10 protein-coding genes are annotated in these 12,700 nt (G+C 64.2%); 5 read left to right on the top strand and 5 right to left on the bottom strand.

The annotated features are described in order from the left end of the window. Window positions 1-40: 40 nt before the first annotated feature. Window positions 41-2,533, top strand: coding sequence for a DEAD/DEAH box helicase (locus tag DWB23_RS18175; protein WP_121744181.1), 2,493 nt, complete (start codon window positions 41-43; stop codon window positions 2,531-2,533). A gap of 49 nt (window positions 2,534-2,582) precedes the next feature. Here the strand turns inward: DWB23_RS18175 and DWB23_RS18170 are convergent, their stop codons facing one another. The 4 genes from DWB23_RS18170 to DWB23_RS18150 all read right to left on the bottom strand — a co-directional run bounded on the left by DWB23_RS18170 (window position 2,583) and on the right by DWB23_RS18150 (window position 6,997). Beyond that, window positions 2,583-4,151, bottom strand: coding sequence for an HTTM domain-containing protein (locus DWB23_RS18170; protein ID WP_121744180.1), 1,569 nt, complete (start codon window positions 4,149-4,151; stop codon window positions 2,583-2,585). Window positions 4,152-4,491: 340 nt separating this feature from the next. Beyond that, window positions 4,492-5,349 (bottom strand): phosphatase PAP2 family protein, encoded by an 858-nt coding sequence (locus DWB23_RS18165; protein ID WP_121744179.1) that lies wholly within the window; start codon window positions 5,347-5,349, stop codon window positions 4,492-4,494. A 294-nt stretch (window positions 5,350-5,643) separates the two neighbouring features. Further along, on the bottom strand, window positions 5,644-6,369 hold the full coding sequence (locus tag DWB23_RS18155; protein WP_121744177.1) for an Sjogren's syndrome/scleroderma autoantigen 1 family protein: 726 nt from the start codon (window positions 6,367-6,369) through the stop codon (window positions 5,644-5,646). Between the two features lie 163 nt (window positions 6,370-6,532). Further along, window positions 6,533-6,997 (bottom strand): TIGR00725 family protein, encoded by a 465-nt coding sequence (locus DWB23_RS18150; protein ID WP_121744176.1) that lies wholly within the window; start codon window positions 6,995-6,997, stop codon window positions 6,533-6,535. 190 nt (window positions 6,998-7,187) lie between these two features. Between DWB23_RS18150 and mdh the strand changes: the two genes are divergently transcribed. Then, on the top strand, window positions 7,188-8,102 hold the full coding sequence (gene mdh / locus DWB23_RS18145; protein WP_121744175.1) for a malate dehydrogenase: 915 nt from the start codon (window positions 7,188-7,190) through the stop codon (window positions 8,100-8,102). Between the two features lie 184 nt (window positions 8,103-8,286). Here the strand turns inward: mdh and DWB23_RS18135 are convergent, their stop codons facing one another. After that, window positions 8,287-8,532, bottom strand: coding sequence for a ferredoxin (locus tag DWB23_RS18135; protein ID WP_121744336.1), 246 nt, complete (start codon window positions 8,530-8,532; stop codon window positions 8,287-8,289). A gap of 131 nt (window positions 8,533-8,663) precedes the next feature. Between DWB23_RS18135 and DWB23_RS18130 the strand changes: the two genes are divergently transcribed. From DWB23_RS18130 to cgi121, 3 genes are read left to right on the top strand one after another with little or no spacing between them, the layout of a single operon-like run. After that, window positions 8,664-9,719 carry a poly-gamma-glutamate hydrolase family protein gene (locus DWB23_RS18130; protein WP_121744174.1) on the top strand — a complete coding sequence of 352 codons (1,056 nt, stop codon included), beginning with the start codon at window positions 8,664-8,666 and terminating at the stop codon, window positions 9,717-9,719. Between the two features lie 60 nt (window positions 9,720-9,779). After that, complete coding sequence (locus DWB23_RS18125; protein ID WP_121744173.1) at window positions 9,780-12,173, top strand: ATP-dependent DNA helicase; 2,394 nt, start codon at window positions 9,780-9,782, stop codon at window positions 12,171-12,173. Continuing rightward, window positions 12,173-12,700 (top strand): KEOPS complex subunit Cgi121, encoded by a 528-nt coding sequence (cgi121, locus tag DWB23_RS18120; protein WP_121744172.1) that lies wholly within the window; start codon window positions 12,173-12,175, stop codon window positions 12,698-12,700. The genes DWB23_RS18125 and cgi121 overlap by 1 nt, the downstream gene beginning before the upstream one ends.

Below are 12,700 nucleotides of genomic sequence, written 5' to 3'. Positions count from 1 at the left end.
TTCCTCAATCCTTAACCGCGACCGCGTCGAACCAGCGGCAATGGCAGCAACGGACGAGGGCGCAGGTCCGCCCTCCATCGAGCATCCCCTTCTCGAGCCGAACTTCTTAGAGCGCCGGCTCTACCAGCTGAAACTCGCCGGCACAGCGGCGAACCACCACACGCTCGTCTGCCTTCCCACGGGCCTCGGAAAAACCACCGTCAGCCTGCTCGTCACCGCACGACGGCTCGACGAGGTCGGCGGCAAGTCGCTGATGCTCGCCCCGACCAAGCCGCTCGTCCAGCAACACGCGGATTTCTATCGCGAGGCCCTGCAGATCCCCGACGAGGAGATCGTGGTCTTCACCGGCGACGTTAGCCCGGACGACCGAGCCGAGATGTGGAAGGAGGCGAGGGTCGTGATGGCGACCCCGCAGGTGATCGAAAACGACCTCGTCGGGAGCCGGATCTCCCTGTCGGACGTCACCCATATCACCTTCGACGAGTGCCACCGCGCCACCGGCGACTACGCCTACAACTACATCGCGGAGCGCTACCACCCCGACGCCGACCAGCCGCTCGTAACCGGAATGTCGGCATCGCCCGGCGGCGACGAGGAAGCCATCCTCGAAGTCTGTGAGAACCTCGGCTTACAGGAGGTCGAGGTGATGACCGAGGAGGACGCCGACGTTTCCGAGTTCACCCACGACACCGACGTCGAGTGGAAGCGCATCGACCTTCCGGAGGAGGTCCTCGAGATCCGGGACACGCTGAACGAGGTGGTCAAAGACCGCCTCGAGAAGTTAAAGGAGATGGGCGTCGCGCGCTCGACCCAGCCCGACCAGTCCCAGAAGGATCTGAACCGAATGCGCGCCGAACTTCAGCAGCTGATCAACAACGACCAGTCGGAGGGGTTCAAGGGGATGTCCATCCACGCGGAGGTGATGAAGCTCCGCCAGGCCGTCACGCTCGTCGAAACCCAGAGCGTCGAAGCGGTGCGGCGGTACTTCGACCGCCAGCGCAATCAAGCCCGGTCGTCGGGCGCGTCGAAGGCGAGCCAGCGAATGGTCTCCGATCCGCGGGTTCGCGAGGCCATGCGGAAGTCCGAGAGCTTCGACGAACTGCATCCCAAGTACCGAGAGACCAGAATGCTCCTCGCGGAGACGCTGGGGCTCGAGGGCGGCGAGCGGGTGATCATCTTCACGGAGTCTCGTGACACCGCGGAGGCGCTGACGGAGTTCTTGAGCGAGAGTTTCGACGCCAAGCGGTTCGTCGGCCAGGGCGACCGCGAGGGATCGGACGGGATGACCCAGACCCAACAACAGGCGGTCCTCGACGAGTTCCGGGCCGGCGAGTTCGAGGTGCTGGTCTCGACGTCGGTCGCCGAGGAGGGCCTGGACGTGCCCGAAGTCGACCTCGTGCTCTTTTACGAACCCGTCCCCACGGCGATTCGGTCCATCCAGCGGAAGGGACGGACGGGCCGCCAGTCGGAGGGACGCGTTGTCGTCCTCATGGCCGAGGACACCCGCGACGAGGCGTACTTCTGGATCTCCCAGCGTCGCGAGAAGGAGATGGAGTCGGAACTGCGCGACCTGAAGGGTGTCGCCGACGATCTCGAAGCGGAACTGGACGACTCCCAGCAGGCGCTGACCGACTTCGGGGGCGACGGCGAGCGCGAAGTGAATGTAAACGGGAAAACGAAAAATCCCGGCGCAGTCGGCGGGTCTTCCAGTGGAAGTGAGGGGGTTTCGACACAGCCCGGACTGCAGGATTTCTCGGGCGACAGCTCGGAGTCGAGCACCGATGAAGCCGACGCTGTGGACGACGAGTCGAGCGACGACGGAGCCGAAAGCGAGGACGAGTCCGTCGAAACGCACGAACCACACGCGGAAGGCGATGAGATCGAAATCGTCGCCGACCAGCGCGAGATGGACGCCAACATCGCTCGCGATCTCTCGAGGCGCGAGGAGATCGAAATCCGACTCGAGACGCTCGACGTGGGCGACTACGTCTGTTCCGATCGCGTGGTCGTCGAACGCAAGTCGGTCGCGGACTTCGTCGACTCGCTCGTCGGGGGCGACCGGTCGGTCTTCGAGCAGGTCGGCGCGATGGCCAGACACTACTCGCGCCCGATCGTGATCGTCGAGGGCGACGGCCTGTACGAACAGCGGGATATCCACCCGAACGCGATTCGCGGCGCGCTCTCGAGTCTGGCCGTCGATTTCGGCGCGAGCATTCTGCGAACCGAGAGCGAGGACGACACGACGGAACTGCTCGCGGTGATCGCGGGCCGCGAGCAAGAAACCGCCGACCGGGAGGTGTCGGTCCACGGCGAAAAGCAGTCCAAAACGATCGCCGAACAACAGGAGTACGTCGTCTCCTCCATCGCCGAAATCGGCCCCGTCACCGCGAGATCGCTGCTCGAAGAGTTCGGGACCGTCGAGGCGGTGATGATCGCGACCGAAGAGGAGCTACAGGACGCAGACGGCGTCGGGAAGGTAACGGCCGAGCGAATGCGGGAGGTTATCGGGAACGAGTATACGGGCTCGAAGTGAGTCGTTCAGCCGGACGGTAGTGTCGACTCGACGCCCTCCGTTAGGCCGCTCAACACTTCTGGTCGATGAGCGTGAAATAATTCGGTTCCTCGTACTCACCGTCGACCGGGCTCTGTTGGATGTGTCGATAGACCGTTATCTTCTCGACCTCGTCGCCGTGTTCGTCCGTCGCCGTCTCGCAGAGCCAGTCGGTGTACTCTTCGGAGATCATCCCGTTCGGATCGTTGCTCGCGGAGCTGTGGACCGACTCCATGTACTTCCGGTGGCGGAACGTCTCGTACTCCTGTGCGGCGTCCGGCGGTCGATCGTGTACGACATCGCCGCCGGTGAAGACGTCGAGGGTCGATCCGTCTTCCATCTCCGCTTCGACGACGTACCAGCTGTACGACTCGGACGGATCGGGAGTGTACAGCCCCCATCGTTGTTCGTCGGGGAAGTTCGATTCGATCTCGTCCGGGACGGCCATCCCGGTGGCGTGACTCGCACTAAATAGCAGGATCCAGACGAGAAAGATGATACCGACGATGGTCTTCAGCGACCGGCCGTACGCGACAACGAACGAGGTACCCGATTCGTGACCCCGACGACGAAGGGCCTCGAGCACGCGCCGTTCTACGGGCGGCCGGCCGATCGGGCCGAGGTGTGCTGCAGTCGGGAGTCGGTTGCTCCATCGGTGAGACGGGAACAGCGACGCGGCCGCGTCCCAAAAGGGAGTCGTGAGGAACGGAAGGACCGCTGCGATCAAAACGAGTGGAAACAGCCCGACGGCCATCGTCGGTAGCATTCCGAGGAACGCACCGATGTACGCGAGGGCGAAGACCGCTCGCACCCGCCCGGTGGTCATCAGGAGAAACACGACCGAACCGGCCAGTAAGGTCACCCAGATCCAGTTGAGAAGCTCCAGGAGCGCTGGGTAATTGCCGAGGTGGTTGCCGAGGTGGATCGTCATCACGTCGTTCGCAAGGGCGATTCCGAGCGCGTCGCCGGCGTACCAGGTCTCCCCGCCGTGTTTGAGAACCGCGTTCTGGGTCAGGACAGCGACCGGTTGAACGAGCATGGCGGCGGTCGTAAACCCGACCACGGTAGTCCGCACCGTGCCACGACGGAGTGCGTCGATCGACCATCGTTCCCCGAGCGGAACCAGGATCGAAACCAACAGGAGGACTCGGAGCAACCGGTCTGCACCGTTGAGGACCAGCGGGTTTCGCACCTGTAACGACACCAGCAACAACAGCGAGACGAACGCGACCAGCCGCGTTCGATATCCCAGCATCAGCGCGACCGCAAACACCGCGGCGACCGCGAACAACAACTGCTGAAACCACAGCTCGCCGGAGAGACCGTGAATCGAATGACCGTCGTAGAGGATAGACGTCGCTTCGTATACGGCAACCGGATAGACGCCGTCATCGGTGTAGAAGTACCCGATATGCCGTGCCCGATGGAGCAGATCGACGAAGAGGATCAGACCGAGTGCGATACGGAGCGTGGCGAGGGCGCGCGTATCGATCTCGAAGCGCGACCGAACCCTTCCGCGTACCGACTCGAGTCGGGCTTCGAGAGACCGAACGGTCTCGGCATCCGATTGGCCTCGTGTCGGTTTTAGCTCTCCGCCCATGGTTCTCGGGTCATCCCTAGCCAGGCCGTGTGACTGCCGCAGGGAGCCGCCCTCCCGATCGGTTCACGTCACTTCTCGGCGGGGAACATGAGAGAAGATGTGAATGAACCAGGTATAAGTTTTGTGCTATTGATACGTACGAGCGCGGGAGCAACGGATAGCGCGACGGTACGACACGGCCGTCGCAACGCCATACCGAAGGTGGAGACGAGACGATCGACCCGCTCGCTGAAGTCACGGATCGGGAACAAAAACCGTGCTAGCGTCGGAACGGGGTCGGTCGGGCGGAGTCAGGAAGGTACCGAAGCAACCACACGGGTACAAGATCGGCAGATACGACTCAGTCGCCGACGTCCGACGTAATTCCGTCCTCGTGCTCGTCGGGAACGGAAACCCGGTCAGCATCGCCTTCCACGCGGGCGACGACCCGTTCGGCCGCGAGGACGGATCCGACCCCGAGTGCGACGCCTGCCACGACATCGAGTAACCAGTGAATGCCGAGGTACATCGTCGAGAAGACGACACAGGTGACCACGAACGATGCAATCGGGAACCACCGTGGGGACTCCCGGCGCGACCGCCAGGCAAACAGCAAGACGACGATCGACAGCGACGTGTGAAGCGACGGGAACACGTCCGTGTTCGCAGAGACCGCCGACGTGAGTTCCTGGGTCTCCGGATAGAAGGAGTACATCAAGCCATCGACGGTCGACAGGTGGTTGCGGGGTCCGTACGCGATAAACAACGTGTAACAGATCGAACCGAGCAGGTAATTGAAGAGGTACGCGATGAGCAACTCCTTGAGGTGGCGCTGGGACGACCACAGGAAATAGAGGATCGGTGCGGTCACCAGGAGGAACGGGAACCCGAACATGTACATCGCCGAGAAGAAACCTATCGTAGCCTCGGGAACGATGTCCTGAAGGTAGGCGACGAACTCGCCTTCGACGGCGTAGAGTTCGTCGGTAATGTCCCAGTCAAGCGCATACGAGATCTCCAGACTGTACTTATGCGTTGCTCGCTTCAGCAGGAAGAACAGCGCCGCAGCGCCGAGATAAGGCGCGACATCCAGAAGTCGACGATCGAGTTCACCGATGGTTCGTCGAAACTGTCGGGGCTGGACACAGAGAGCACACGTCATCGTCAGTCCGGTACAGACGGCGAGGGCGGTCACGATCACAACAGGTGCTAATGCCATATATGGTATCTACCTCGTTCTTCTAGAAATTGTAATATCTCTCGTCTTATTTATATCTGTACACGTGGATCGACATAAACGGACACCGTTCACTCGAAGAGACATGACCGGATCGGACTGTCGTTTGGAACGGATTCCAGTGAGCAGCGTCACGCGGGGCTGCTGTCGAATCGAAACCGAACCGGTCGTCCGGGTCGAGTGCGCAGTAACACGTGGAATCGAGCCGATCTTCGACGACGACCTCGAGCGCGGCCTCACAACGGGAACGAGAGAAATTATCGCGTCGTCGCGGACTCAGCGCAGCGTCTCGAGCGTCTCGCTCGCCTCGCGAGCGGCCTCGAGACAGTCTTTCGCGTAGCGCGGGTCGTCCGTCGCAGCGGCTTTGCTCGCGAACTTCTTCAGGGCCTGCCGGAGCGAGGCGCGGGAAGCCTCGAGGTCGCCGTCTGCAGGCTGCGAGGACGATGCGCGACGGCGATCGTCAGCGGCCGACCGGCGAGCGATGTCGCGGCCAGCGGAGTCGGTCTGTGGCGGTGACTGGCCGGGCGACGGTTCGACAGCACGCGACGGGGACGCTGCCGCCGTGTCCGTGCTCGAGCGCTGTGGGTCGTCCGCAGTATCCGCGTCGGACGGTTGGCTCCGTTGACGGTCCGGTTTTGCAGCGTCGGCGCTGCTGCCATCGGTCGCCGCGGACTCGGTCTCGGCGGTTCGACTCGACGGTTCGCGATCCGCGGTGCGTTCGGACGCCGTCTCGGAGTCCGCCTCGTCGGCCGACTCCGCGGCCGGCTGGGCCTCGAGATCGGTTCCGCGAACGGCGTCGGGGTTGCCGTGACAGCTCGGACAGAACGTGGTGTCGTCCTGCTGGAAGAGCGGGTCGCCACAGGTCCCGCAGTGGGCGTTCGTCATCGTCGCACCCTTGAGCAACAGATCGCTCATGCGCTGGGTCGTTCGTCGCTCTTCCCGGTCGCGCTCGTACTTCTCCCGAAGCTTCTCGCGTTCGGCTTCCTTGTCGAAGTCGCTCATACCCGGCTAGATGCGATGGACCGTCGAAAAGGCTACGAAGAATCGAGGCTCGAAAACGGACCGGCGGAGTGCTCCCCTCGAGTTGTCGAGACAGTCCGTTCGCGGCGAGCCGCAATTCCTCGAAATCGGTTCGGTGTCCTCCGAGCGACCGCGACGGTCGCGTTCAGTCCGAGCGCTCGAGCGCCGCCTCGACCGCGTCGACGGCCGCTTCGGGGGTGTCGACCGTCTCGAGATCGATCCCGAGATCGGAGACGTCGTGCGTCTCGAGCCCGACGACGGGCCGGTCGTAGATGCCGGCGAACCCGATCTCGGAGAGCGTGCCGACGCCGCCGGTGAGCGCGATGACCGCGTCGCCGTTCATCGGGACGAGCGCGTTGCGCGCGTGACCGAGACCGGTTGCGATGGCGTGGTCGACGTACTCGTTTGCGTCCTCGGGGCGTTCGCCGGGAAGGATCCCGAGCGTCGTTCCATCCTCCGCCTTCGCACCGCGACAGACGGCTTCCATCGTCCCGCCGCGGCCGCCGCAGACGACCGTGTGGCCGCGAGCGCCGAGTTCTCGACCGACGGCTTCGGCTCGAGTCGCCTGCTCGTCGGAGATCGCACCGCCGCCGATAACGCTGACACGCATACACGAGCAACTGGTGAGCACGATAATGACCGGTTCGGTCTCCACGGCCGCCCGGTGAGAGTGCGGGTTCAGACGGACCGCTCGAGTGCCGTGACTGTCTTCGGCAGCTGTCGAAAGATATCTCGTCGGATCGTTCGAGAGTGTAGGTTCCGACGGATTTAACGCGTGGGATGGCGAAGCATTACGCGGTATGACGAAAGTTAGCGTGGTCGGCGCGGCCGGGACCGTCGGGGCCGCCGCAGGCTACAACATCGCGCTTCGGGACATCGCGGACGAACTCGTGCTCGTCGACATTCCGGACAAGGAAGACGACACGATCGGACAGGCTGCAGACACCAACCACGGCGCAGCCTACGACTCGAACACGACGATCCGACAGGGCGGCTACGAGGCGACCGAAGGGTCGGACGTCGTCGTCATCACGGCCGGCATTCCGCGCCAGCCGGGCCAGACCCGCATCGACCTCGCGGGCGACAACGCGCCGATCATGGAGGATATCGGCTCCTCGATCGCCGAGTACAACGACGACTTCATCACCGTGACGACGTCGAACCCGGTCGACCTGCTCAACCGTCACCTCTACGAAACGGGTGACCGCGCACGCGAGCAGGTCATCGGCTTCGGTGGTCGACTCGACTCCGCTCGGTTCCGCTACGTCATCTCCCAGCGCTACGACGTCCCCGTCCAGAACGTCGACGCGACCATCCTGGGGGAACACGGCGACGCCCAGGTCCCCGTGTTCTCGAAGGTCCGCGTCAACGGCCGGGACCTCGAGTTCAGCGACGAGGAGAAAGACGAACTGCTCGAGGAGCTGCAGACCTCGGCGATGAACGTCATCGAGAAGAAAGGGGCCACGGAGTGGGGGCCGGCCACCGGCGTCGGCCACATGGTCGAAGCCGTCCTGCGCGACACCGGCGAAGTGCTCCCCGCGAGCGTGACGCTCGAGGGCGAGTACGGCCACGAGGAAACCGCCTTCGGCGTCCCCGCCAAGCTCGGTTCCAATGGCGTCGAGGAGGTCGTCGAGTGGGATCTCACCGAATTCGAGCGCAACCAACTCGGCGAGGCCGCCGAAAAACTCTCCGAGCAGTACGACAAAATCAGCTGACGCCGGCAGTCCGACGGCGTTCGGTCCTTCGTTTTCCCAGCCACGAAAAACGAAAACAGCAGCGGGTCGCGGCCGAACTGGACTGTTCGGAGAGCGCAGCGTCAACGGTGCTTCGGACGATCGAATCGGAACTCGTGGATGCGGCGCTCGGACGCTAAAACCGGGAGTACAGACGGGTGATCAGTTACGGAATCAACTGCTCACCGTCGTCGTCGTAGATCCTGATCGCGTCGACGGGACAGGTTCGGGCGGCGAACTTCGCATCGAGTTCCGCGTCCTCGGGAATCTCGCGAGCGAAGATGCCGTCCTCTACCGCTTCGCTGCCCTCGAGGGTCGCTTTCCCGGCCGCTTTGTCCTTCTCGAAGGCGTCCCACTCGGCGACACACTGGTACATTCCGATACACGTGTCTTCGTCGAACTCGACTCTCATGCTCGAGGGTTCGGGAGTCTCAGACATACCGCTTCCGGACCAAATCCAGTGATCGGCGGGCGACGAGACGGACAAAACGCACGTGTACCAGTAGATTAAAATGAGTTTAGGATCGCGTTGGAATTACGGTTATGGAAGAGGAATTATGTCAAACAGAACGAACGACGGAACGCGGCCATTCACGACGCCGAGTCATCGCAGCCGGTGTCGGAATCGTCGGGACCGGCGTTCTGGCGGCCGGCGCACAGACGCAGATCGTTCGCTCGCAGGACGAACTACCGAGCGGAACCGGCCAACAGGTGTACGCGAACAGCTGTGAGGACGTCGATCACTGGGGAGTCACGCTCGAGGAGGCCAACGAGAACTGGAGCGCGCGGTCGGATCCGAGCAGGTACTGTTCGGTTCCGTGTACGTTGACCAACACCGACGAGTTGACGATCGGCCAGCAGATCAGGGTGGGAAGCGGTGAAGCCGGCGAGTTCGAAAACGCGGTGTACACCGTCGCTTCGGAACACGAAGACGATACGCTTCGATTGACGGCGAGCGGTCTCGATCGGATCGGAGCGAGCGAGTCAGCGACAGCGACGATCGGTCCCCGGGCGGTCCATCCGGGCTACAATACCCGACAGGGTGGAGAACTGAACGACGAGTACGTCGAATACGTCGTCGAAGGCGACGACGTAATCGTGATCGCCCCGCACGGGGGCTACATCGAATACGGGACGGACTTTCAGGCCACTCGAGTCGCCGAAGCGATCGATGGAACGGGGTGGATCTGTTCGGGGTTCAACGAAGGCGGAGGTGCGTTTACCCGCTGGCACAGTTACTCCACGGAAATCCATCGGCGGTCGTTCCCCGGACTGGACTCGTTGCTCGATCAGCGCTTTGGCTGGGGCGTCGCCTTTCACGGCTACTCGAATGGAGAAATCCTCGTCGGCGGCACTGCTGACACGGAAGACAAGGCCATCATGAGGGACGCCATCTCCGAGCAGTTGCCCGAGCGAACGGTCAGGATAGTTGAACGTGACGCCACGGAGTACACCGGGGCGAATCCCGCGAACGTGCTCAATCACCTCGCAACGGTCGGACAGACGATCCAGATCGAGCAGCCGACCGACGTCAGGCAGTCCGACTGGGCGTTAGTAGCCGACGGCGTCACCGAAGCGCTCGAAGAGATCCGGACGTAATTCCGCGTCCGATCGCATCGAGACGATACTTTAAACCGCGGGACGCGCCAAGGACGAGTAATGAATATCGAGGAGCTGTCGGGGCTCCCAGCCGGTGCCCGCGAGCACTTCCGGAACGAGGGCATCGAGGAGCTCTACCCGCCACAGGCCGAGGCGGTCGAGCGCGGCGCGACCGACGGGGAGAACCTCGTCGCCGCCGTCCCCACCGCCAGCGGAAAGACCATGATCGCCGCGCTTTCGATGCTGTCGGCGGTCGAACGCGGCGGAAAGGCGCTCTACATCGTCCCCCTGCGAGCGCTCGCCAGCGAGAAAAAGGCCGAGTTCGAGGCCTACGAGGAGTTCGGCGCGACGACCGGCGTCACGACGGGGAACTACGAGAGCACCAGCGAGTGGCTCGCCACGAAGGATATTATCGTCGCGACCAGCGAGAAGGTCGACTCGCTCGTGCGAAACGGGGCCAACTGGCTCTCGGACCTCACCTGCGTCGTCAGCGACGAGGTCCACCTCATCGACGACCGGAATCGAGGGCCGACGCTCGAGGTGACCCTCGCCAAACTCCGGAAACTCAACCCGGGCATGCAGGTCGTCGCGCTCTCGGCAACGGTCGGGAACGCCGACGAAATCGCCGACTGGCTCGACGCCTCGCTCGTCGACACCGACTGGCGGCCGATCGACCTTCAGATGGGCGTCCACTACGGCAACGCCCTGAACTTCGACGACGGCTCGACGCGGGAGGTTCCCGTCGAGGGCAGCGAAAAGCAGGAGGCCGCGCTCGTCCGCGACATCCTCCAGGAGGGGGGTTCCTCGCTCGTCTTCGTCAACTCCCGGCGAAACGCCGAGGCCGCCGCGAGGCGGCTGGGTGGGGTCTCGAGTAACGAACTCACCGACGACGAGCGAGCCGAGTTGGCGACCCTCGCCGACGAGATTCGCGAGGACAGCGACACCGAGACGAGCACGGACCTAGCCGCGTGCGTCGAACAGGGCGCGGCGTTCCACCACGCCGGGCTCTCGAGCACGCAGCGAACGCTCGTCGAGGACGCCTTTCGCGACCGGCTGTTGAAGGTCATCTCGGCCACCCCCACGCTCGCCGCCGGCGTCAATACGCCGGCCCGACGCGTCATCGTCCGCGACTGGCGGCGATTCGACCCGAGCGCGGGCGGGATGGCACCGCTCGACGTTCTCGAAGTCCACCAGATGATGGGGCGGGCCGGCCGGCCCGGGCTCGACCCCTACGGCGAGGCCGTGTTGCTCGCCAAGAGCCACGAGGAAAGCGAGGAGCTATTCGACCGCTATGTCTGGGCCGATCCCGAACCCGTCCGCTCGAAACTGGCGGCCGAACCCGCCCTGCGGACCCATGTGCTCGCGACCATCGCCTCCGGCTTCGCGCGCACGCAAGACGGTCTCCTCGAGTTCCTCGAAGCGACGCTCTACGCGAGCCAGTCGAGCGAAGCGGGGCGACTCGAGACCGTAACGGAGACGGTCCTGCAGTATCTGGAATCGAACGACTTCATCGAGCGCGAGACGCCACGCGCCTCGGACGGCTCGAGCGAGATATCGCGAGAGCGCGAGAGCGACGCGGCCGCCGACGCCGGCGCGTTCACCTCCGCGGCCGACCTCGCCGAACAACAGGCCGCCCGGGGCGACACCGAACTCGAGGCGACCAGCCTCGGCCACACCGTCTCCCGACTCTACCTCGACCCCATGAGCGCCGCCGAGATCGTCCACGGGTTAGAGCGCGCCGACGAACGCCCGACTGCGCTCGGGCTCTACCAGCTCGTCTCGCGGACGCCCGACATGTACCAACTCTACTTGCGCTCGGGCGAGGACGAGACGTACGGCGGACTCTACTACGAGCGAGAGGCCGAACTGCTGGGCGACACGCCAAGCGAGTTCGAGGACGAACGCTTCGAGGACTGGCTGGCCGCGCTCAAGACGGGCAAACTGCTCGAGGACTGGGCCAGCGAGGACGACGAGGAACGGCTGACCGGTCGGTACAAGATCGGTCCCGGCGATCTTCGGGGAAAAACCGACACCGCCGAGTGGCTCCTCGGCGCGGCCGAGTCGCTGGCCGCGGAGATCGACAGCGAGTGGACCGTGGCCGTCCGCGAAGCCCGCGCACGCGTCGAACACGGCGTCGGCGAGGAACTGCTCGAGCTGGTATCGGTCGGCGGCGTCGGCCGCAAGCGCGCCCGGCGACTCTACGAGGCCGGTATCGAGCAGCCGGCCGACCTTCGCACCGCCGACAAGGGCGTCGTCCTCGGCGTGCTCAAAGGCGAGAAGACGGCAGAAACCATCCTCGAGAACGCCGGCCGAGAGGATCCGGCGATGGACGGCGTCGAACCGACCGAATCGGCGGCGAGCGCCGACGGAGGGGGAAAGCCGAACAGTGGAGACGACCCGTCGACTGCGGACGCGGACGACGACGACAGTCAGGCGAGTCTGGGTGATTTCTGATGCGGGTACTCGAGTGTACGCTCGCGATCGACGATCTGGACGCGTTCGTCGCCCGAATCGGCGAGATCGGCGACCGCCACGAGACGACGATCCAGGCGTTCGATGCCCGATACGTCGCCGATCGCACCCACCTCGAGCGGAGCGTCGAACTGGCCGACCGCGCCATCGCCCGCGGCGAGAACGTCGCTCGGGACCGCGCCGTCGAAATCCTGCTGTACGCCGCCGGTCGCCGACAGATCGATCGCGCCCTCGAGATGGGCGTCAGTGAGGGCGAAACTCAGGCCGTGATCCTTGTTACCGATGTCTCCACCGGAAACGAGGGGGTTCGAGACGACGCCGAGACAGCTACGCTCGAGGAACTCGCGGAACTGGACGCCGTCGTTGCGACCGGGCCGACGCTCGAGCGCCAGAACGAGGCGACGCTGTGTGCGTTCTTCGAGATCACCGACGCCGAACGCGGGGCGACCGACGCCTCGCTCGCCGCGCTGGTCCACGAGCGCGTCGCGCTGCTCAACGTCGAGAAGTAG

Source organism: Natronorubrum halophilum, from assembly GCF_003670115.1.
Classification (GTDB): Archaea; Halobacteriota; Halobacteria; order Halobacteriales; family Natrialbaceae; genus Natronorubrum; species Natronorubrum halophilum.
Note: the sequence above shows the minus strand (reverse complement) of the source record. Positions and strands in the feature narration are given on the sequence as shown.

Coding starts and splice junctions, on each gene's coding strand:
- DWB23_RS18150 (WP_121744176.1), bottom strand. CDS start 6,997: ATGCGTGTCAGCGTTATCGGCGGCGGTGCGATCTCCGACGAGCAGGCG.
- DWB23_RS18175 (WP_121744181.1), top strand. CDS start 41: ATGGCAGCAACGGACGAGGGCGCAGGTCCGCCCTCCATCGAGCATCCC.
- DWB23_RS18155 (WP_121744177.1), bottom strand. CDS start 6,369: ATGAGCGACTTCGACAAGGAAGCCGAACGCGAGAAGCTTCGGGAGAAG.
- DWB23_RS18135 (WP_121744336.1), bottom strand. CDS start 8,532: ATGAGAGTCGAGTTCGACGAAGACACGTGTATCGGAATGTACCAGTGT.
- DWB23_RS18130 (WP_121744174.1), top strand. CDS start 8,664: ATGGAAGAGGAATTATGTCAAACAGAACGAACGACGGAACGCGGCCAT.
- cgi121 (WP_121744172.1), top strand. CDS start 12,173: ATGCGGGTACTCGAGTGTACGCTCGCGATCGACGATCTGGACGCGTTC.
- DWB23_RS18170 (WP_121744180.1), bottom strand. CDS start 4,151: ATGGGCGGAGAGCTAAAACCGACACGAGGCCAATCGGATGCCGAGACC.
- DWB23_RS18125 (WP_121744173.1), top strand. CDS start 9,780: ATGAATATCGAGGAGCTGTCGGGGCTCCCAGCCGGTGCCCGCGAGCAC.
- DWB23_RS18165 (WP_121744179.1), bottom strand. CDS start 5,349: ATGGCATTAGCACCTGTTGTGATCGTGACCGCCCTCGCCGTCTGTACC.
- mdh (WP_121744175.1), top strand. CDS start 7,188: ATGACGAAAGTTAGCGTGGTCGGCGCGGCCGGGACCGTCGGGGCCGCC.